The organism is Actinospineispora spinosispora DSM 44797 (genome assembly GCF_000429025.1).
Taxonomy (GTDB): Bacteria; Actinomycetota; Actinomycetes; order Mycobacteriales; family Pseudonocardiaceae; genus Pseudonocardia; species Pseudonocardia spinosispora.
The window spans coordinates 1-21,018 of record NZ_AUBB01000065.1; the positions used below are offsets into that span (position 1 = coordinate 1).

General features: G+C 70.1%; 19 protein-coding genes. 5 read left to right on the top strand and 14 right to left on the bottom strand.

What is annotated here, in order from left to right:
• The first annotated feature begins 304 nt into the window (after window positions 1–304).
• Complete coding sequence (locus G406_RS0122885; RefSeq protein WP_028935569.1) at window positions 305–1,774, top strand: helix-turn-helix domain-containing protein; 1,470 nt, start codon at window positions 305–307, stop codon at window positions 1,772–1,774.
• A gap of 108 nt (window positions 1,775–1,882) precedes the next feature.
• Window positions 1,883–2,716: an alpha/beta fold hydrolase gene (locus G406_RS0122890; RefSeq protein ID WP_245607199.1), complete on the top strand. Its 834-nt coding sequence runs from the start codon at window positions 1,883–1,885 to the stop codon at window positions 2,714–2,716.
• A gap of 526 nt (window positions 2,717–3,242) precedes the next feature.
• Here the strand turns inward: G406_RS0122890 and G406_RS58485 are convergent.
• Window positions 3,243–3,986, bottom strand: a complete 744-nt coding sequence (locus G406_RS58485; RefSeq protein WP_211241237.1) for a hypothetical protein — start codon at window positions 3,984–3,986, stop codon at window positions 3,243–3,245.
• 222 nt (window positions 3,987–4,208) lie between these two features.
• Here G406_RS58485 and G406_RS49135 point away from each other — a divergent pair, with 222 nt between their 5' ends.
• A complete protein-coding gene (locus G406_RS49135) occupies window positions 4,209–5,597 on the top strand; it encodes an MFS transporter (RefSeq protein ID WP_051342542.1) in 1,389 nt (462 codons plus the stop codon).
• A gap of 54 nt (window positions 5,598–5,651) precedes the next feature.
• Window positions 5,652–6,563 (top strand): hypothetical protein, encoded by a 912-nt coding sequence (locus G406_RS0122905; protein WP_028935572.1) that lies wholly within the window; start codon window positions 5,652–5,654, stop codon window positions 6,561–6,563.
• Between the two features lie 60 nt (window positions 6,564–6,623).
• Here G406_RS0122905 and G406_RS49140 read toward each other — a convergent pair whose 3' ends face one another.
• From G406_RS49140 to G406_RS0122935, 6 genes are all read right to left on the bottom strand, one after another.
• Window positions 6,624–7,589 (bottom strand): polysaccharide lyase domain-containing protein, encoded by a 966-nt coding sequence (locus tag G406_RS49140; protein WP_051342543.1) that lies wholly within the window; start codon window positions 7,587–7,589, stop codon window positions 6,624–6,626.
• Window positions 7,582–8,505, bottom strand: coding sequence for a ZIP family metal transporter (locus G406_RS0122915; protein ID WP_028935573.1), 924 nt, complete (start codon window positions 8,503–8,505; stop codon window positions 7,582–7,584). Before G406_RS0122915 ends, G406_RS49140 begins: the two co-directional genes overlap by 8 nt.
• A gap of 74 nt (window positions 8,506–8,579) precedes the next feature.
• Window positions 8,580–9,275, bottom strand: coding sequence for a winged helix-turn-helix transcriptional regulator (locus G406_RS0122920; RefSeq protein WP_028935574.1), 696 nt, complete (start codon window positions 9,273–9,275; stop codon window positions 8,580–8,582).
• On the bottom strand, window positions 9,275–9,931 hold the full coding sequence (locus tag G406_RS0122925) for an alpha/beta hydrolase (protein ID WP_028935575.1): 657 nt from the start codon (window positions 9,929–9,931) through the stop codon (window positions 9,275–9,277). Before G406_RS0122925 ends, G406_RS0122920 begins: the two co-directional genes overlap by 1 nt.
• A complete protein-coding gene (locus G406_RS49145; RefSeq protein ID WP_064743005.1) occupies window positions 9,928–10,935 on the bottom strand; it encodes an LLM class flavin-dependent oxidoreductase in 1,008 nt (335 codons plus the stop codon). The genes G406_RS0122925 and G406_RS49145 overlap by 4 nt, the downstream gene beginning before the upstream one ends.
• Before the next feature lie 36 nt (window positions 10,936–10,971).
• The gene (locus tag G406_RS0122935; RefSeq protein WP_084216322.1) at window positions 10,972–11,778 is read right to left on the bottom strand and encodes a hypothetical protein; all 807 of its coding nucleotides are present in this window, start codon (window positions 11,776–11,778) and stop codon (window positions 10,972–10,974) included.
• 85 nt (window positions 11,779–11,863) lie between these two features.
• Here G406_RS0122935 and G406_RS0122940 point away from each other — a divergent pair, with 85 nt between their 5' ends.
• Complete coding sequence (locus G406_RS0122940; RefSeq protein ID WP_028935577.1) at window positions 11,864–12,415, top strand: riboflavin biosynthesis intermediates N-glycosidase; 552 nt, start codon at window positions 11,864–11,866, stop codon at window positions 12,413–12,415.
• Here the strand turns inward: G406_RS0122940 and folP are convergent.
• From folP to G406_RS0122975, 7 genes are all read right to left on the bottom strand, one after another.
• Complete coding sequence (gene folP, locus G406_RS49150) at window positions 12,401–13,225, bottom strand: dihydropteroate synthase (RefSeq protein ID WP_051342544.1); 825 nt, start codon at window positions 13,223–13,225, stop codon at window positions 12,401–12,403. The genes G406_RS0122940 and folP overlap by 15 nt on opposite strands.
• A gap of 56 nt (window positions 13,226–13,281) precedes the next feature.
• Complete coding sequence (locus G406_RS0122950) at window positions 13,282–14,142, bottom strand: bifunctional 5,10-methylenetetrahydrofolate dehydrogenase/5,10-methenyltetrahydrofolate cyclohydrolase (RefSeq protein WP_028935578.1); 861 nt, start codon at window positions 14,140–14,142, stop codon at window positions 13,282–13,284.
• Window positions 14,139–14,759, bottom strand: a complete 621-nt coding sequence (locus tag G406_RS0122955) for a cyclodeaminase/cyclohydrolase family protein (RefSeq protein ID WP_028935579.1) — start codon at window positions 14,757–14,759, stop codon at window positions 14,139–14,141. The genes G406_RS0122950 and G406_RS0122955 overlap by 4 nt, the downstream gene beginning before the upstream one ends.
• A 127-nt stretch (window positions 14,760–14,886) precedes the next feature.
• Window positions 14,887–17,346 (bottom strand): GcvT family protein, encoded by a 2,460-nt coding sequence (locus tag G406_RS0122960; RefSeq protein ID WP_037078103.1) that lies wholly within the window; start codon window positions 17,344–17,346, stop codon window positions 14,887–14,889.
• The gene (locus tag G406_RS0122965) at window positions 17,343–17,927 is read right to left on the bottom strand and encodes a sarcosine oxidase subunit gamma (protein WP_028935581.1); all 585 of its coding nucleotides are present in this window, start codon (window positions 17,925–17,927) and stop codon (window positions 17,343–17,345) included. Before G406_RS0122965 ends, G406_RS0122960 begins: the two co-directional genes overlap by 4 nt.
• A complete protein-coding gene (locus G406_RS0122970) occupies window positions 17,920–20,718 on the bottom strand; it encodes a 2Fe-2S iron-sulfur cluster-binding protein (protein WP_028935582.1) in 2,799 nt (932 codons plus the stop codon). Before G406_RS0122970 ends, G406_RS0122965 begins: the two co-directional genes overlap by 8 nt.
• Complete coding sequence (locus G406_RS0122975) at window positions 20,715–20,978, bottom strand: sarcosine oxidase subunit delta (RefSeq protein WP_028935583.1); 264 nt, start codon at window positions 20,976–20,978, stop codon at window positions 20,715–20,717. Before G406_RS0122975 ends, G406_RS0122970 begins: the two co-directional genes overlap by 4 nt.
• Between the last annotated feature and the right edge of the window lie 40 nt (window positions 20,979–21,018).

Below are 21,018 nucleotides of genomic sequence, written 5' to 3' on the forward strand. Positions count from 1 at the left end.
GGTACTGCACTCGGTAGGGTGTGGGAGAGTAGGACACCGCCGACATACAAACCCCATAGAAGGCGGGCCCGGTTTCCGGGCCCGCCTTTTTGCGTCCTCATTCGTATTACGTAGGGTAGTGGACTCACCGGTGTGGGTAGCCGCCGCTGGGGTATACCCCCTGGTCAACACATAGTCCCGCTGCTGGACGATAGACGCTCCGTGACCACGCGGGGCCTGTGAGTGGTGTGGGTCGACGTGGTGAGTTCCCGGCACTAATCTGCACCCCACAATGCTGCGACCCGCTGAATAGACGGCGCGTGACATGGACAACGACTTACGAGAGATGCATCGACTGGCCGTCGGTGAGGACGGCCTGCGGCGACTGCTGAACTGGCTGGAACAGCGGTTCCGGGGTCAGACGGCGCTCCTCGATCACACAGGTGCCCCGGTACCGGGTGTCCGGACGCGCACGCTCGACATGTCCGACGAGATCGCCGACGGGGTACGCCGACTCACCGAAGGCGACAAACGCTCGGCAGCCATATCGGCGCCGGGCCATCACGTTCGGTTGGTGACCGTCGGCGGCGGACCACGATCCCCGATCCTCGTGCTGACGGGAACTCCGCTCACCGGCCCGGACGACAGCTCGGTCCTCGCCGACGCGCTGCGGCTCATCGATCTCCGGTGGCGACTGGACCAGGCCGAACGGCACCAGGCCCGGCTGCGCGACGCGGAGATCGTCATCCGCGAATCCGTGCTGCACCTGCTGATGATCGGCGACCTCGGCGGGGCGCGCCGCGTCGGTTCGGCACTGGCACCCCCGTTGCCCGACATCGTGCGGGTCTACCTCGTCGAGGGCCCCGCGACCGAACGGGAGGAGATCGCGCTGCTGTGCGAGGACGTCCTGCGCGGCCACGCCTGGGTCATCCGCTGCCCGGTGTACCGCCGGCACCTGATCGTGCTGGTCCCGACGAGCGAATCCCGGGATGCCGCCGACGACATGGAGCCGCTGCTGCGCCGAGGTGACGGGCACCGGAACCTGGTGATCGGCGCGGGTGAGGCGGTCCGGCTTCGGGACGTGCCGACCGGCTACGAGCAGGCCTTCCACGCACTCACCGCCGCGCGGCACACGACCGATCGCTACCTGCGGTTCTCCCGCGAGGGGGATGTCGCGAGCAGGTTGCAGCCCGGTGGCGCGCAGTGGGCGGCCGCGCTGCTGGACCCGCTGCTGCGCTACCTACCGGCGCGCCCACAGGACCCGGACGCCGCGGAACTGATCACCACCTTGCGCGCCTGGCTGGACTTCCGAGGTGGCGCGGTTCGCCAGTTGAAGATCCACCGCAACACCTTGCTCGCGCGGCTGCGCCACGTCGGCGAGCTGCTCGGGGTGTGCCTCGATCGGGTGCCCACCCAAGCGCAGCTGCACCTCGCGCTGCGTCTGCTCGCCGGCCCCCGGCTCCCCGAACCCGGGAGCCCGACGTTCCCCGACCGACCGCTCGGCTTCCTCGAACTGCTCGACACCCCGTCGGTGCGCAGCTGGAGCGACTCCTTCCTCAACGGTCTGCTGCAGCCCGACAACGTGACGTTGCGGCGCACACTCGAAGCCTGGCTCACCGCCGACGCCCAGCTGGAACCCGCCGCGACGGCCATCGGCGTCTCCGCGCCCGGCGTGCGGAAGCGGTTGGTCCGGGTCGAGCAGATGCTGGGCCGCTCACTGCTCGGCGCTCCGTCGGCCCGGTACGACCTGTTCCTGGCGTTGGCCATCCAGGAACGCGCCGCACTGTCGCTCTAGAAACGCAGCACATCGTTACCGTCCGCCGCATCGGCTGTGCATAGCGAACCTTGTTCCTCCCGCCGCGCCACTCCTACGGTCGAGCCACGACGAGGAACAGGCGTGAACATGATCATCGAGTATCCGATAACCGCATGTGGCCGGTACACCCGCGTGCTGGACGTGGGCACCGGCCCACGGGAGATCTGGCTGGTGCACGACTTCGGCGGCCGGGCCGACGACTGGCGCCGGTGCATGGAGCCGCTCGCCGCCAGTGGGTACCGGGTCCGGGCATTCGACCTGGTCGGACACGGTTTCGCCAGCGGCTACGACGGCTTCGACTTCACCATGGCCGGCTACTCGAACTTCGTCCGCGACGTGCTGCTGGACAACATCGAGACCGGCACCGCAACCGTCATCGGAGCCGGCCTCGGCGGACAGCCCGCGCTGCGCGCCGCGTGGGACCTGGTCTGCTCCGACTGGGGTGAGCCGTCCGTCGACGCGTTCGTGCTGTGCGAGCCGAGCGTGCTCGAGGAGCTGACACCCCGGGCCAGGGTCGAGCTCGCCACCCGCATCGCACGCCCGGGGCGCCCGTCGCTGCGCGCGAGGCTGGGCACCCCGGCAGGCGTCTCGCCGGAGGACCTCGACGCGATGGTCGAGGAGCAGCTCCACATGGCGACCTCGCCCGGCCGCGCGATGGCACTCACCCGCATCGCCCGCATGATCAGGTACGGGGCCGAGGAGCATCCGCCGAGGCGCTGGCTCGCCGAACTGGCGGAACGCATCCCGACCCTGCAGATCTGGGGAGCACACGAAGGCACCCAACCAATGACCAGGCCGAGACCCACGCCCACCCCGTCAGGAACACTGCCCTACCTGCGCGACCCCGAGACGTTCGCCCAGACGATCCGCACGTTCCTGTCCAAGTACACGGAACCCGACCTGCTCCCACGGGCAGGCTGACCACACCCCCGACCCGACACCGCGCACCCTCCGTCCACCCCGCGCTCTGTGCACAGTGCGCGGCGTGGCCGGAACGTGCGCGGTGTGCGCCGAAGGTGCGCGGGTGGCTGGAACGTGCGCGGTGTGCGCGGGGTTGACACCGCGCACCCCGCGACCACGCCGCGCAGTGTGCACATAGCGCGGCGTGGTCGGAAGGTGCGCGGTGTGCGCCGAAGGTGCGCGGTGTCGACGGAAGGTGCGCGGTGTCGACGGAACGTGCGCGGCGTGCTCCGAAAGTGCGCGGTGCGCGCGGTGTGCATGGCGTGCCCGGGGTTGACGCCGCACACCTTCCGGCCACGCCGCGCAGTGTGCACGTGGCGCGGCGTGGTCGGAACATGCGCGGTGTGCGCCGAAGGTGCGCGGGGTCGCCGGAACGTGCGTGGGGTGCGCGAGGTGGAGACCGCGCACCTTCCGTCGACACCGCGCAGTGTGCACGTAGCGCGGTGTGGGGAGGAGGTGCGCGGTGTCGGGGGTGGGGCTCGGAGTGTTAGCGGATTGGGGGCGGGTCGGCTGGGTTGCCCCAGCGTTCGGCGCAGAAGCCCTCCAGGGCCGCAGGGTTCTGGTCGTGTTCGGTGGTGGACTTCTGCTTGTCCGGGTCCGTGTTCTTGTTCGGTTCCCGGCGGGACTGGTCCTCGCGGTAGCGCTGGAGCTGGCTGCACGCCGCGTTCTGCTTCTCGGCGTCGGATTCGGCCGCCTCCTGCGCATTGGCCGGCTGGAGCGGGCGAACACCCGGGGGCAGATCCGAGGCAGCGGGCGCGGCGTCGGCCTTGGGTGAGCCGAACAGCTTGCCCAGCCAGCCGATCGCGGCGGCGATCGTGCTCTGCACGCTGTCCACGAACCCCATCGACGGTCCGCCCACGCCGGACGAGCCCGAGTCGATGACCCCGCCGGAGTTACCGCCGGAGCCGCCCGACCCGCCGGAGCCGCCGGAGCCGCTCGAACCTCCCGAGCCGCCGGAGTCACCCGAGCCGGAGTCACCTGACCCACCTGAGCCGCCCGAACCGGCTGAGCCGCCGCCGCTTCCGGGCGGGAGGATCGGCCCGGGATCGGTCCCGTCGCCCGGCCCGCCTCCCGGTCCTCCGCCAGGGTCCGCGGCCAGCGAAGCGTGCGGCCGGCTTTGCGGCGCGTCGGTCGAGTGAGCGGCCAGCGCTACCGTCGCGGTCGTCGGAGCCGAGGACGGACCCGGAGCCACCAACATCGCGGCGAGGCATGTCATCGGTACGAGAGCCACCGCGGTCCGTGACAAGACCGGACTCGGAACCATCGCGGAAACTCCCCATCTGCTCGAATGTGTGATCGCCGGATCAGTGTGACCGGCGAACAGGGATTCAGTCGAGAAAAATTCTTGCGAAAAGGCGGGAAAGTGTGAGGTGGGGCCTCGTGGGCGATCCCTGATCGAACCCCGGCGGTGCCGGGCGTTCTAAGCTGCGGTGCTGACCGGAGGGGGACACGGGTGACCGAGGGGGACCGCACGTTCGCCGCCGGCGGCTCCACGCTCGCCCAGGCGCGGGTGGTGTTGTCCACGCGGTCGTTCCGCCGGCTGTGGATCGTCACCGGTCTGTGCAGCTCGGCGGACTGGCTGACCGTCCTCGCGCTGTCCGGGCTGGCCGGCAGCACCGCGACCACCGCCGCCGGCGCGAACTTCGCCCTGCCCGGTGTGGTGCTCGCGAACCTGCTGCCCGGGCTGCTGTTCGCGCCGCTCGGGGGGCTGCTCGCGGACCGTTTCGACCGGCGCGTCGTCATGGCCGTCGCCGATATCGCGCGGTGCCTGTTGCTGTTGTCGATCGCATTCGCCGGCAGCTACTGGTGGATTTTCGCCGGCACCTTTCTGACTCAGGTCGCGGCCATTCTGTGGATCCCGTGCAAGGACTCCGCGTTGCCGAATCTGCTGCGCGGACCGCAGGAGATGGAATCGGCCACGCAGGTCGGACTGGTGATGACCTACGGACTGTCGGTCCTGGTCGGCGGGCTGTTGTTCGTCCTGATCACCGGAGCCAACCCGGTCGTCCAGCTGCCCACGCACCTGCTCGAGGCGAACATGCTGGTCAGGGTGGCGATCGTGGTGGCGGCCGCGTTCTATCTGGCGAGTGCGGTGGTGATCGCGACCAGGCTTCCGGAGCTGTCGCGGCGGGCCGAGACGACGGGCGCGCCGGTCGTGGACAGCCCACGACTGCGGGACATGGTGCGCGACGGCGTCCGCTACGTGCGGCACACCCCGCTGGTGCGCGGCCTGTTCACCGGGATGACGGGCGCGCTCGCCGCCGGTGGTCTGGTGGTGGGCGCCGCGCAGCCCTACTCGCGCGGTCTGCACGGCGGCCAGGCGGCGTACGGCATGCTGCTGCTCGCGATCTTCCTCGGCGTGCTCGGCGGGCTGGTCGGCGCGCCGAAGCTGGCCCGGCGGGTGCCGCACCGGCGGCTGTTCGGCTCCGCGGTCGTGCTGGCCGGGGTGTGCCTGGTGCCGATGGCGTTGTCGCCGAGCCTGATCCTGTCCCTGGTCGTGGCCGTGCTGATCGGTGCGACCGGCGGCTCGGCGTTCCTGGTCGCGATCACCATCATCGGGTCCCGGGTCGAGGACGCCATGCGGGGCCGGGTCAACGCGGTGTACCAGTCGATGCTGAAGATCGTCCTGGGCTGCTCGGCGACGCTGTCGCCACTGCTCATCACCGTGATGACGGTCCACCCGGTGACCGTCTGGGGGTTCACCTTCTCCTTCGGAGGGCCCCGGTCGGTGATCCTCGGCGGGAGCGTGGTGGCGGTCGTCGCGGGCGTGCTGGCCTACCGGCAGATGGAGACGGGCGTCGACGAGCGACGATTCAGACTCGGCCGCCGCAATTTTCGGTGACGCTCGCGGTATATCCGGCCAGCGTGGTGGGCTGACCGGATACCGTCCGTGGTCATGAGCACCGCTGGTGGCGACTACTCGGGAATGTTGAGCGATCCGCTCGTGCCGCTGGATTTCGGCGGCTGGGTCCGCCGGGTGTTCAGGGTCCTGGGCCGTAGCTTCCGATCGTTGGCGCTGCTGGCGTTGATCAGCGCGGTGTGTTCGACCGTCGGGTCCATCGCGCTGGTGGTCGTGACGCCCACCCGGGAAGAAGCGCAGCGGATGGTCGCCGAAGCCAAGATCACCGACCAGAACGAGGCACAGGGCCTGATCGTCAAGTCGATCCTCGCCTACTGGCCGCTGTTCGTGGTCCTGGCCGTGGTGATCCTGCTTGTCAGCGTCCTGGTCGCGGGCGCTTCGGTCTACGTCGCGATCCGGGACGCGAACCGGCAGTCCGGCTCGATCGTCGACGGGATCGGGTTCGCGCTGCCCCGGCTACTGCCCGCCGTTGGATGGACGATCCTCACCGGCCTCATCGTGCTGGTCGCGCTCGTCGTGCCGATGGTTCCGTCGATGCTCATCAAGTCGGACGTCGCCGGCGTCATCGGAGCCGTGGTCGCGTTCGCCCTGGTCGCTTACCTGGGCACGACGCTGTTCGGGTCGCTGTTCGGTGTGCTGTTCGTCGACCGGGCCGGCATTCCCCGGTGTTTCCAGCTGATCAAGCGCCGGTTCTGGGCGACCTTCGGGCGGCTGGTGGTCGCCGTGCTGCTGACCATCCCGTACCTCGTGGCCTACTTCATCGTGGTCGGGCTGTTGAACTGGATGCTCGGGCCCGGCTCGGTGGCCGTGGCGATTGTGCAGGCCGCGCTGACCATCCCGCTCGCGGTGTACGGGGTCGCGGTGCAGGTCGTCACCTACGCCGAGCTGCGGTTCTGGGAGAACACCTCGATCGCCACCCGCACCCTGACCTCGGAGCTCAACCACTGAACGCGAAAGAGCCCGCCCGGTGATGTGTACCGGGCGGGCTCCTTCACAAGCGGTAGCCGATCAGGGGCCGCCGCCAGGTTCGGGGCCCTTGTAGTTCGCGCGCGACGAGTCGTCCATGCCGACCTCGTAGTCGGTCTCCGGTGAGATCAGGTTGCCGCTGACCACACCGCCGGTCGCCTTGTTCTGGAACGACCACGCCTTCGGCGGTGAGCTGACCACCACGTTGTGCGTGAACTTCGCGTTCTGGATGTCGTCGACCTCGGTGGCCTGCGACGCGTGGATGTCGCAGTAGTTGTTCGAGAAGACGAAGTCGTTCGACTCGCCCTCACCGATGCCGTCGCCCGCGAGGCTGTGCGGCCCCTCGGCCATCAGGCACATGTTCTCGACGTTCTCGCACCGGTTGTTCGCGATGAGGACGTGCTTGCTCGGCCCGTTCTCCTCGTCGGTGGCGAAGGTCTGCATGCAGTCCGCGTGCGCCAGGTCGAAGTTCAGCGTGTTGCGGATCGTGTTGTGCGAGATGGTGATGTTGTTGCCGAAGAACCGCAGACCGTCACGGTCGCCGCCCTCCGGGTCGATCGAGGTGCTGTTCTCCAGCTTGATGTTGTTGCCGATCAGCTCGATGCCCGGCGCGAAGCCGCGCACCGCGTTGATGCCGCTGACCTGGACGTTGTTGGCCTCGATGCTGATGCCTCTGACGATGGTGTGGCCGTCGCCGACGATCTCGATCGGCTGGTCCTCGGTGCCCGAGTTCTCCAGCTGCAGCCTGCGGGTGCCGAAGTTGCCGATCAGGCAGATCCGCTGGCCGGCCTTGGCGTCGTCCATCGCGTCGCTCATGCCGTCGGCGTCGGTGACCGTGGTGTCGCAGTTCTCCGGCGTGGGCAGCGGGCGGATCGCGCCCCTGCCGTCCTCGGCGGTCGCCGCGACCGGGTCGATCGTGAGCGGCCCGGCGCACCCGGCGACCACCAGGACGCTGGTCAGTGCGAGGACTGCCCAGGCGATCGGGCGGCGGGTCCTGTGCTCAGGCACCGCTGCCCGCCATGAGCAGGATTTCGCCGAAGAACGCCACGGTGAGGCCGGTCAGCAGACCGAGCTGTAGCGCCGTGCGGTGGCCGAGCTTGACGACCTCGGTGAACATCGACAGCAGCACGCACAGGATCGCGCCACCGGCGACCGCCTGCATCGCGGTGTCGACCATGTCGTGGTCGAGGCCGATGTCGCTGACCAGCCAGCCCAGGTAGGTGCCCAGGATCGTCGGAACGCCGGCGATCAGCGCCAGCATGGTGAGGCGACCGCCGCCGGCGCGTTCCGGGCCGGTGACGAACGGGGCGGCGAGCGCGAAGCCCGCGACGACGTTCTGGAAGACCACGGCGACCACCAGCATCGTGGTGATGGCGATCCAGCCGTAGGCGCCGTTGTTACCGATGCCGAGGCCCTCACACAGGTTGTGCAGGCCGACCGCGATGGCGGTGCTCATCGCCAGTCGTCCGGTGTCCGGCCTGCTGGCCGTCGGGCGGGCCTGGGTGAACGTGTGGGTGGCGACCGAACCGCCGCCCGCGCCCGGTCCCCACTGGTCCTGCAGCGACGGGGAGGAGGTCGTGCCGGCGTCGAAGGGCGGTACGGCGCCCTTGGCCCTGGTCGACGCGTCGATCCAGATCAGGATCCCGTAACCGACGAGCAGGCCGCCCAGGAACAGAGCACTGAACGTCCACACGTCGGTGGAGTCGTCCATGTCGTCGTAGAACCGGAGCAGCGCGCCGTTCAGCGGGACGAATGCTCGGTACAGGACGTGCCAGAGCATGAAGACCAGTAGGCCGCCGGTGAAGGCGGTGAGGAACACCCGTGCTGTGGCCCGCGCGGAGAGCAGCGGGCGCGCCAGCGGCGGCCCGAGCAAGATCGCAAGTCCGGCGACTACGCCCAGCAGCATCGTCTGGAGCTGACTCATTGCTTATCCGGTCTGTGTCGAGTTGTGTGATCGCGCAAAACTGTACTGAAACGATCACGTCATTCAGGACACTCTTAACAATTTTCACTAGGTCGTGGGCTTGCCGACCGATCTACGGGAACGGGGAGGCAGAACAGCGTCGCGAGCCTGCGCAACGCCTCGGCGTCGCCGGATGCGGTCGCTCGGCCGTCCCCGATGGCGTCCGCCAGCCGTTCGCGACCCTCCGCGAGCTGGGCGAACATCTCCTCGCCGGTGTCGATCACCGCGTCCGGGTGCTGCGCGGGACCGTGCTGAGCGTCGATCGTGCCGTTCTCGACCCGCAGATGGAACACCTCGTCGCCGACGCGGAACTCATAGACGGCGCACAGGTCGGCTGCCTCCTGGGGGACGAAGAACGCCTCCATCGCCAGCACCGCCCAACCCGGGTGGAACGTCTCGTCCTCGCGGCGGCTGCCCATCGCCCACTTCGTCCCCCAGCGGGCGAGCGCCAGCACGGCGGGACCGAGCTCTTCACCCGCCTCGGTCAGGGCGTAGGCGGGAGTGCGGGCGGGCGCCGGCAGCGTGACCTTGTGTGCCAGCCCCTCCCGCTCCAGGTGTTTCAGTCTGGCCGCGAGCAGGCCGGTGCCCATGCCGCGCAGGCTGCGCTGCAGGTCGCCGTACCGTTTCGGGCCGGTCAGCAGCTCACGGACGAGCAGTAACGTCCACCGTTCCCCGACCAGGTCGAGGGTGCGCGCGGTGGCGCAGTACTGCCCGTAGGTCCGCTGTTGCACTAGCGCATTGTGTCGGGCAGCAGCAGGTCCGCGATCCGGTGGGGATCGGTCAGCATCACATCGTGTGGGCCGGTCACGGGCACGATCGGATATCCCAGGGCCTGTGCGAGCCGGGCGAAGGGCAGCGTCGACGGCGTGGCGCACACCGCGACGGCGGGGATGTCCTCGACCGCGCCGCTCAGCCGGGTCTCCTCGGTGAAGGTGCGCAGCGGGTGCGGACCGAGACGGTGCGCGAGCCAGGCACTGTCCCGCGGCTCGGTGATGCCGAACGCGGCCGGGGGCGGCGCCGGGATCAGCTGGTCGTCACCGGCCGCCGCGTGCATTGCTGGCATGAACCAGTCCGGGGTCAGGTTCGCCATGCTCGAACCGTCCGGCCCTGCCCAGCCGTCGATCAGCACGATGCGCTTGACGCGATCGGGCCGTGCGTCCGCCGCCTGCCGGACGACCAGGCCCGCGTAGCTGTGCCCGACCAGGACCAGCTCGTCGTCGGGCATCGAGCCCAGCACCTGCTCGACGTGGTCGTGCAACCCGACGTCACGTTCGCGGGCCAGATCGGGGGTGACGACGCGGACGCCCGCGTCGGTCAGCAGCGGCTCGACCCGCTCCCACGCCCAGGCGCCGTGCCAAGCACCGTGAACCAGGACGACGCTGGTCATCGCGTGCGCACCTCTTCCCGCGAGTCGGGGTTCTCAGCACTCTGAGTCGGGGTCGTCGGCACACCTGGGTCCGGGTGCCCTGGTGTGCTCCCCACCCGCAGGGCCGGGAGTACCTGGTCGGCGAACTGGTCGAGCGCTTCGGCGTGGTCGTCGACGGCGAAGCGCACGACGATGTGCCGCGCGCCCGCCTCGGTGTAGGACCGCAACCAGCCCGCGGTGGCGGCGGCCGAACCGGCGAACGTGGCCTGGACGGTCTCGACCCTCTCCAAAGATGCGTTGTAGTAGCGCTCGATGCTGGCGCGCAGCCGGGCGCGCCCCCGTTCGGGATCGCTGTCGACGCACACCGTCGCGTACAGCGCGGGCGTGAGCCGCCGGACCGTCGCGAGCTCCTCGGCGTAGGTGGCTGGCGAGGGCGGATAGGGCAGCCAGCCGTCGGCGACCCGTGCGACGCGGCGCAGCGCCGGCCCCGAGCCGGCCAGCCACACCGGAGGGCCGCCCGGCCTCGCGGGTCGCGGCGCGACCGTCACGTCACGAAAGTCGAAGTGTCGTCCCTGGTAGGCGACCTCTCGCTCGGTCCAGAGCCGACGCATCACCTCGATCGACTCGGTCAGCCTGGTGGTCCGACGATCGAAGTCGACGCCGAGAGCCGCGAACTGCGCCGCGGTGTTGCGATGCGGGAACCCGGCGCCCATGCCCGCGATCAGCCGCCCGTCGGAGAGCCGGTCCAGGGTCGCGAGCTGGTGGGCCAGCAGGATCGGGTGGCGCAGTGCGGCCAGCAGGACGGCCGTGCCGAGCTGGACCCGATGCGTGACCGCGGCCGCCGCGGCCAGGACCAGCAGCGGGTCGGCGCGCGGGCGGGTGATCGGGCTGTCACCCGCCCAGACGGAGTCGAAGCCCAGCCTCTCGGCGCGTGTCGCCAGGTCGATCAGCGGGGCGAGCTCGCTGTCGCCGTGAACGGCCCGGTCCCGAGTGGGCAGGAGGTATCCGAGTCGGGTGGTGGTCACGGCTCATCATACTTCTTGTTTTTGAAGCAGCTAGTACTAGTTCTGGAAGTCCTTGCGCTTGATCTTGGCTCTGCGGCCGTCGGGGTGGTGGAAGACGACGCCTTCGGCGAGCTGACCGGGGGCGAAGCGGCTCTCCAGGGTCGCCAGGAAGTCACGCAGCTCGGTGAAACCCCGGGGCACGTCGGGCAGGACCGGTGCCTCGGTGTCGAACGGGACGCACAGGTGCTCGTCGAGCGCGAGGGGGTTGCCCTGGATACGCGGACCGAGCGCCTCGCACGGGTGCTCTCCGTCCGGCCAGCCCGACACGTCGGTGTTGCCGGCCGCCGCCCGCAGCCACCTGTCCTCGGTGGCCTCCGCGTCGGTGTCGACGTACCAGCCGTCGATGATTCCTAGCTGCTTCTGCGCTTTGCTCGGGTTGCGTCGTTTCTCGACCCGGACGAGCTGTCCCGAGCGCACGGTCAGCCGGGTGTTGGCGCCGTCGAGCTTCTCCGTGCCCACGCCGGCGCCGTCGAAGACCCAGGCGCACTCGGGGCGGGGTCGATCGACGACGCGGAAGCGGTCGTCGCGCTCGAACAGGGTGGGGATCTTCTCCATGACCTGCTTGCCTCTCGTGACATGGCCGACCAGCTCGGCGTGGGTGATGACGCCGCCGGCCAACCCGCTGGCCAGTGAGCGGATGAGGTCGGCGACCGGGACGTCGGCCTCGACCGCGACGTGTTTGAGCGCCTTCTTCTCCTCGGGGGAGATCCAGGCGACCAGCCGGGACCAGCCTTCCGGCGGGGTCCACCGCGCCAGTTGTGTCGGGTCCTTGCGCGGTCGTCCGCGTCTCCGAGGTTCCTCCACAGCGAGAACCTAGCATCTGTTGTGTTAATTGGCATAATAGAAAATATGAGTGGCCGGCCCGACTCAGGGGAACTAGCGTCGGGGCATGTCCGAACCGCGCACCGTCGAGGATCTGGTGGCACTGGAGCACCATGGCGAGGAGCGGGAGTACCTGTACTTCTGGGGGCACCAACCGCTGGCGTCCGGCGAGATCGGCCCGTCGTGCCTGAGCCAGTGGTGGGAATCCGACTTCGTCGTCGACGGCATCACCTACCGCTCCGCTGAGCACTGGATGATGGCGAGCAAGGCCCGGCTCTTCGGTGACGAGGAGAGCCTCGCCGCGATCATCGACGCACCGCACCCGAAGGACGCCAAAGCCCTCGGGCGGGCCGTGCGCGGTTTCGACGACCGGCTGTGGCTCGCTCGGCGGTTCGACATCGTGGTCGACGGCAGCGTCGCGAAGTTCGGTCAGGACGTCGCGTTGAGGAAGTTCCTGCTCGGCACCGGGTCCCACGTGTTGGTGGAGGCGAGCCCGGTCGACCGGATCTGGGGGATCGGGCTGATCGCTGAGGACGACCGCGCGCGGCGGCCCTCGTCCTGGTGTGGGCTCAACCTGCTCGGATTCGCCTTGATGGAGGCGCGCTCACGCCTCGGCTAGAGCTTGGGTGATCGTCACGGCGTCTCGGGTCGCGGCGACGTCGTGCACGCGCAGGATGCGGGCGCCACGCTGGACGGCAAGTACCGCGGCGGCGACCGAACCGGCGAGACGCTCGCTCACCGGGCGGCCGGTGAGATCGCCCAGCATCGACTTGCGGGACAGCCCCACCATGATCGGCGCGCCGAGGGAGTCCAGCTCACGCAGCGAGGCCAGCAGCGTGAGGTTGTGGGCCAGGGTCTTGCCGAACCCGAACCCCGGGTCGACGACCAGGTGCTCCGGCCGGACACCGGCGTCGAGACAGGCCCGCATCCGATCGGCGAGGAAGGCCCTGACCTGGTGGACCACCTGGTCGTAGCGCGGATCGTGCTGCATCGTCGCCGGGTCACGCTGCATGTGCATGAGGCAGACCGGGACGTCCAGCTCGGCGACGACAGCCACCGCGCCCGGTCTGCGCAGTGCCCGCACGTCGTTGATCATGCTCGCGCCAGCGGCCACCGCGGCGCGCATGACCTCCGGACGGGACGTGTCCACGGACAGCGCAACCGTGCCGGCCAGCGCCTCGACCACCGGGATCACCCGGTCCAGCTCCTCGGCAAGGCTCGGGGAGTGCGACCCCGGGCGGGTCGACTCCCCGCCGATGTCCACCAGGTCAGCACCCTCGGAGACCATCTCCAGCCCCCGCTCCACGGCCCGCGCGGTGTTCCGGAACAGCCCACCGTCGGAGAACGAGTCCGGCGTGACGTTGAGTATCCCGCCGACCAACGTCCCGCCGGTGTCGAGCAGCTCGCACAGAGCGTTCCTACCCCGCACAGAGGCCCGGGCCTCTGTGCGGCGTACGGAAGGTCTGTGCGAGGTGAGGGTGGTCGTCACCGGCGGCGGGCCGCCTGGACCGTGTGCTGCAGGAGCAGCGCCGTCGTGACCGGGCCGACGCCGCCGGGGACCGGGGTCACGCCGGCGACCCTGCCCTGCACCGACGCGGTGTCGACGTCGCCGACCAGGCCTCCGTCGTCGGTCGGGTTGGTGCCCACGTCGATGATCACCGCTTCGGGGGCCACGTGCGCGGCGGTGATCAGCCCGATCCGACCCGCCGCGCTGATCAGGACGTCCGCCCGGCGGGTGATTTCCGCGAGGTCCTTGGTGTGGCGGTGGCAGATGCTGACCGTGGCGTCGCGCTGCAGCAACAGCTGGGCCGTTGGCTTGCCGACCACCGTCGAACGGCCGACGACCACGGCGTGCCGGCCGGCCAGCTCGATCTCGTGCCGGTCCAGCAGCGCTAGAACAGCGGCTGCGGTGGCCGGCGCGAACGCCGGCAGGTTCGCGGTCAACCGGCCGAGGCTCAGCGGGTTCGCGCCGTCGACGTCCTTCGCCGGGTCGATCGCGGCAGCCAGGTCGTCGAAGGCGACACCGTCGGGCAGCGGGGTCTGCAGGATGATCCCGTGCACCTCGGGGTCGGCGCTCAATGCGGTCAACGACGTGCGGATCTGCTCGGCCGTCGCCTTCGGGCCCAGCTCGACGAGTGTGCACTGGATGCCGGTCTTCGCGGCCGCCCGCGCGATCGACCGGACGTACCACGCGCTGGAGCCGTCGTCGGTGGCCACCACGACCGCCAGCTGAGGTGGTGTGCCAGCAGCGGTCAGCTCGGTCGCGGCCGACGCGGCGCGGGCGCGAATCTCGTTGGCGAGCGCGGTTCCCCGCAGCTCGGAGGTGTGGACCCGCGGCGTGGTCATCGGGTGAAGCCCTCCCGTACCGAGGCGGTGACCTTCTCCGCACGGACCGCCAGATCGTCGACCGACTCCACGCCCGCGGCGAGCTCCCGGCGCGCGGTGGCATCGGTGATGCCGGACAGGTTGATCTCGACGTTGACCCGCGCGGTGGTCGCGGCCGCACGAGCAGCCTCGGCGGCGGCGGCCACGTCGCTGATGACGTTGCGGTTGCCGATCGGCGCCAGCTGCTCGGCGAGATCCAGGATGCGGTCCGCGACACCGATGACCAGCGCGGGCACGCGTGCCGCGTCGACCAGCGCGGCCGCGATCGCACCGGACCTCGCGGACTTCTGCGCGTCGGAATCCTTGGGCAGCCGGTAGGCCTCGGTGACGACGGTGAACGCGTCGGCATCCGCGGCGGCCAGGGTGAGCGCGCGGGCGCGCAGCTGGTCCGCCTCGACGGTGATGCCGGCGATCGTCTCGGCATGCTCGGCGAAGCGCGGTGCGTCGCTGTACCGGGCGACCATCGCGACGAGCGCCGCGGCCTGGGCGGCGAGCAGCGCGGCGGTGGCGCCGCCGCCGGGAGCCGATACTCGGTCGGCGAGCGCCGCCAGGAAACTCTCGATGGTGTCGTTGCGCATGGGGTCCTTCGCGACAGTGGTGGGGCGGACGTCAGGGCGAATGCGGATCAGCACGGCAGCACAAAACTCCTGGTCACATGCCGTGAGTGGCGAGTGGTCCGATAGGACCATTCGCCACTCACGGGTCTTAGCCTCGGATTTTGGTCATCTCCGGGTCGACGAGGGGCTCGGCGGTGACCGTTGCGGCGATCTTGCGCCCGAAGTACTGGATGTCGACCTTGGTGCCGACCGGGCTGGTCGGCAGCCACGCGTAGGCGATCGGACGGCCGATGGTGTGGCCGAACGCCGCGCTCGTCACGTACCCGGCGGGCTCACCGGCGAGGAACACCGGCTCCGAACCGAGCACCACGCTGTAACCGTCGTCGATCGTCAGGCAGGTCAGCTTGCGCGAGACGGTGTCCTCGCTGATCCCGTCGATCGCCTCGCGCCCGACGAACTCACCCTTCGCCGGGCGCACCGCGAACCCGAGCCCGGCCTCGTACGGGTTGTGCTCGGTGGTCATGTCGGTGCCCCAGGACCGGTAGCCCTTCTCCAGCCGCAGGCTGTTGAATGCGGCCCGACCAGCGGCGATGACGCCGAACCGCTGCCCGGCCTCCCACAGCACGTCCCACAGCCGCAGCCCGTTCTCCGCGCTGGTGTAGATCTCCCAGCCGAGCTCGCCGACGTAGGACAGCCGCATCGCGGTCACCGGCACACCGCCGATGCGCGCCTCGATGGCCCGGAAGTACTTCAGGCTCGCATTCGAGAAGTCCTGCCGGCTCAACGGTTGCACCAGGTCTCGGGCCCTCGGCCCCCACAGCCCGATGCAGCACGTGCCGCCGGTGATGTCCCGGACCTGCACCGAGCCATCCGCCGGTAGCTGGCGCTGGAAGTAGTCGAGGTCCAGGTTGCCGTTGGCGCCGACCTGGAAACGGTCCTGTGCCAGGCGTGCCACGGTGAGGTCGCTGCGGACGCCGCCCTCCTCGTCCAGCGCGAGGGTGTAGGTGACCGAACCGACCGACTTGTTCAGCTGGTTGGTGGTCAGCCGCTGCAGCAGGTCCAGCGCACCGGGGCCGGCGACCTCGAGCCGCTTGAGCGGTGTCATGTCGTACATCGCGACCGACTCGCGGGTCCGCCACGCCTCGGCCGCCGCGATCGGCGAGTGGAACTGCGCGGCCCACGGCTCACGGGCCGGCGGCACCCAGGCCTCGGGCAGCTGGGAGACCAGGTGCGCGTTGGCCTCGAACCAGTGCGGCCGCTCCCAACCGTGCGCCTCCAGGAACACCGCGCCCAGCTCACGCTGCCGGATGTGGAACGGGCTGACCCGCAGGTCGCGGGGCGACTCCTTCGGCTGCAGCGGGTGCAGCACGTCGTAGATCTCCACGAAGTTCTGCTGCGAGGTCTCGCTGACGTAATCCTCGGCGAGCTGGATGTCCTCGAACCGGTGTACGTCGCAGCCGTGCAGCTCGGTCTGCGAACGCCCGTCGACGAGGAGCTCGGCGACCGCCCTGCCGACGCCGGAGGAGTGCGTCACCCACACCGCCTCGGCGATCCAGAAGCCCGCGACCTCGGAGGATTCACCGATCAGCGGGCCGCCGTCGGGGGTGAAGGAGAAGATGCCGTTGAAGCCGGTCTCGATCTTCGCTGTGCGCAGCGCGGGCAGCAGCACCTTGCTGTCCTCCCAGGACGGCGCGAAGTCCTCCTCGGTGAACGGCAGCATCGAGGGCATCGACTCGTGGCTCACGTCGCTGCTGTCGGACAGACCGGCCGGGTTGACCGGCATCGGGCGGTGCGCGTAGCTGCCGATCCCGATGCGGTCGACGTGCTCGCGGTAGTACAGGTCGCGGTCCTGGTGACGCAGGATCGGCATGCTCGCCTCGGTGAGCTCGTCGTTGCGTCCGACCAGGTCCGGAATCTGGTCGGTCGTGACGTACTGGTGGGCCAGCGGCAGCAGCGGCACCGACATGCCGACCATCGCGCCCAGCTCGACACCCCAGAACCCGGCGCAGGACACCACGATGTCGGCGGGGACGATGTCACCGTCCGCGGTACCCACGCCGGTGACCCGACCGTTTGCCTGCTCGATGCTGGTGACCCGGGTCGACCCGCGGAACTCCGCGCCCCGCGACGCGGCCCGACGAGCCAGCGCGACGACCGCCCGGGACGCCTTCGCCAGACCGTCGGTCGGGACGTGCAGACCACCCAGGACCTGGTCCTGTTCGATCATCGGGTGCAGCCGCTTGCACTCCTCGGGCCCGACGACCGAGCCCTCGACACCCCACGAGGTGAGCCAGCCCTGCCTGCGGTGCAGGTCGGCGAGCCGGGATTCGGTGGTGGCCACCTCGAGGCCGCCGAGCTGGCTGAAGCACCACTGCCCGTCGACGTCGAGGGTCCCCAGCTTGTCGATCGTGTAGGTGGCGAACTCGGTCATGGTCTTCGACGCGTTCGCCTGGAACACCAGGCCCGGCGCGTGCGAGCTGGACCCGCCGGTCAGCGGCAGCGGGCCCTGGTCGAGGACGGTGATCCGGTTCCAGCCGCGCGCGGTCAGCTCGTCGGCCAGGTTGGTGCCGACGATGCCCGCTCCGATGATCACTACGCGTGGAGTCATGATTCCTCCTTGAATTCCAGGGCGGCGTCGAGCAGCCAGGTGGCCAGGTAGCCGGCGAACGACGAGCGGACGAGAACGTCGTAAGACTGGTCGGTCTCGTCGAGGGCGAGCAGGATGATCCCGGCCTGGCCGAGGTTGGTCTGGGCGGCACTACCCGCGGTGAACACCGTGGGGTGCAGGTCGAGCGAGCAGCCGGTGGCCAGCACGTCACGCACGTGCTCGCCGGTCAGGTGCAGGGTGACGCGCTGCGCCGACACATCGGTCGCCGCGCCGTTGTGGCTGGTCACGGCCGCGCGCAGGACGTCCTCGAGCACCCACGGGACTGTGTCGGTGCTGGTCACCAGCCACTCGTCGGGGCCGAGCCAGATCACCGTCTTGCCTCCTGCCCGCACCCAGGTGTTGGGCGTGGTCGGCAGGTCGACGCCGAGCAGCGACGCCGCCGCGCGGGCACCCGGCCCGGTGGGGTCGACGCGCAGGTTGACCATGGCGACGAACGGGTCGCTGGTCGCCTGCACGCTCGACGGCAGTTCGTGCAGCGGTGCCGCGTGCAGCGGGTTGGTTCTGGTGAGCTGCTCAGCCATCGCGGCGCGCTCCTTCCGGGTCGACCAGGACGGACCCGGTCACGTCGACGGGGACCAGCACGCCGTCCACCGGCACGTGCAGCGTCTCCCCGATGCGCGACTGACCGGCCTTGACCAGCGCCAACGCGAACGGGCGACCGAGCTCGGCGCTGCGGTAGCTGGACGTGACGTGCCCGAGCATCGGCACCGGGGGAGGCGGCAGCGTGCCGTCGGCGTGGAACTCGACGATCTGCGACCCCTCCGGCAGCACCGTCCGCCGGTCCTGCGGCAGTAGGCCGACCAGCTGCTTGCGCAGCGGGTTCTGGTTCTCCGCGCGGGCGAACGAGCGCTTGCCGGCGAAGTCGGGCTTCTTCTTCGACACCGCCCAGCTCATGCCGAGGTCCTGCGGGGTGACGGTGCCGTCGGTGTCCTGCCCGATGATCGGGTAGCCCTTCTCGGCGCGCAGCACGTGCATCGTCTCGGTGCCGTACGGGGTGATGTCGTAGGGCTTGCCGGCGTCGAGGAGCAGCTGCCACACGGCCGGGGCGTACCAGGAGTTGATGTTGACCTCGTAGGCCAGCTCGCCGGAGAAGCTGATCCGCGCCACCCTCGCCGGAACGCCCTGCACTTCGGTGTCGAACCAGGCCATGAACGGGAAGTTCTCGTTGCTGACGTCCAAATCCGGGAAGACTGCCTTGATGACGTCCCGCGAGCGCGGTCCGACGACCGGGAACACCGACCACTGCTCGGTCACCGAGGTCATGTGCACCCGCAGCTCCGGCCACTCGGTCTGGACCCATTCCTCGAGCCAGTCCAGGATCTTCGCGGCGCCGCCGGTGGTGGTGATGGCCATGAACCGGTCCTCGGCCAGGCGCAGTACGGTGCCGTCGTCGATGACCATGCCGTCGACGCCGCACATCACGCCGTAGCGGACCCTGCCGACCTTCAGCGTCGACATCATGTTCGTGTACATGCGGTCCAGCAGCACGCCCGCGTCCGCGCCCTGCACGTCGATCTTGCCGAGCGTCGAGCCGTCCAGCATGCCGACGCTGCCGCGGGTGGCGGCGCATTCCCGCAGGACGGCGGCGTCCATGTCCTCGCCGGGACGCGGGTAGAAGCGCGGGCGCTTCCACTGGCCGACGTCCTCGAACACCGCGCCGTTCTCGACGTGCCAGTCGTGCAGCGCGGTGGTGCGTTCCGGGTCGAACAGCCGACCCCGGGCGCGTCCGGCGAGCGCGGCGAACGCGACCGGGGTGTAGGGCGGGCGGAACGTGGTGGTGCCCAGGTCCTCGATCGGGCGCCCGAGCAGTTCCGCGGTGATGCCCGACGCGATGACCCCGGACGTCTTGCCCTGGTCGTGGGCGGTTCCGATGGTCGTGTAGCGCTTGATGTGCTCCATCGACGTCATCCCGGCGCCGACCGCACGCGCCAGGTCGGCGACCGTGGCGTCGCGCTGCAGGTCGACGAACTGCCGATCCTGGTCACCACCCGGCACCCGCCACAGGACCAGCGGCGCCGATTCCCCCCGTGAGTGCCGCGGCCGCCTATAGGCGGCCGCGGCACTCACGGGCTTCAACGCCGCGTGGACGGACTGTTCGCCGTCCTCCTGGCAGCCGGTGGTGTCGAAGGTGCCGCGTGCCGCCCCGGCCACCGAGATCCCGTCGAGCTGCTCGCCCGGAAGGAACGCGCCGAGCGCGGCGTCGTAGCGCAGCTTGCCCCTGGCCTGGCTGAACAGGTGCACGGCGGGGTTCCAGCCGCCGCTGACCAGCAGCAGATCACAGGCCAGTTGCTCGTCGCCGACCAGCGCATGGGTGACGCGCTCGTCGCCGAGCGTGCCGTGCACGACCTGGCCGGTGCGGACCGGGATGCCCCGCCGGGTGCATTCGCCGAGCCAGCCGGCTGGTGCCTGCTCGCGGGCCTCGACGATCGCGGTGATCGTGACCCCGGCGTCGGCCAGATCGATCGCGGCGGCGTAGGCGCTGTCGTTGGTGGTGAACACGACCGCCTCGCGTCCGGCGAGCACGCCGTAGCGGTGCAGGAACGTCCGGGCGCTGTGCGCGAGCATGATGCCCGGCCGGTCGTTGTCGGTGAACACCACCGGACGCTCGTGCGCGCCGGTCGCGACCAGGATGTGCGTCGCACGGATCCGCCAGACCCGCTGCCTCGGCTGGTTGCGCGGCGCCGAGGTTCCCAGATGGTCGGTGCGGCGCTGCACGGCGAGCACGAAACCGTCGTCGTAGTTGCCGAACGCGGTGGTCCGCTGCAGGTGCGTGACGTCGGCGAACGTCGCCAGCTCGGCGACGGTCTCGGCGACCCAGTCCAGCTGCTTGCCGGTGCCCAGGAGCGCGCCGCCCGCCTCGGACTGCTCGTCGACCAGCGCGACCCGGGCGCCGGTGCGGGCCGCGGTCAACGCCGCGGTCAGACCAGCGGGCCCGGCGCCGACGACCAGCAGATCGACGTGCAGATGTTTGGCGTCGTAGCGCGCGGTGTCCGGGACCTCGGCGAGCCGACCCTGACCGGGGATGCCGCGCGCGACCAGCCCGTCGTGCAGCTCGTAGGTGCTGGCCAGCAGCATCGGCTCGGGGAACGGCTCCTCGATCTGCACCAGGCCGCACGGGTCCTCGGCCCAGGCCGCCGCGATGCCCCGGGGCCTGCCGAGCTTGATGCTCGTCCCGACCTGGTGGCGGCCGTTGGCGAGCAGCGCGGAGGCGAGCGTGTCGCCAGGGTGCCCGGTCAGCGTCTCGCCGTTGAAGGTGAACTCGACGGCTGTGGCGCGGTCGATGCGGCCGCCGGTCTCGGTGCGAAAGGTCATGACTGGTCCAAGCGGTAGACGCGCTGGAAGCGGTAGGTGACGGTGTCGCGGACGGCGTTGAACCAGCGCCGGCAGCCGGCGCTGTGGTTCCAGCGTTCGGCGAACTCGCCCTTCGGGTTGTCCCGGAAGAAGACGAAGTGCGCCCACTGCTCGTCGGTGAGCGCGGCCGGTTCCTCGGGGTAGGCCACGTGGGCCTGGCCGCCGTAGTGGAACTCGACCTCCTCGCGGGGGCCGCACCACGGGCATCTGATGAGCTGCACAGCTGACTCCTCGGTAAACCCCGTGAGTGATTTGGGCTGC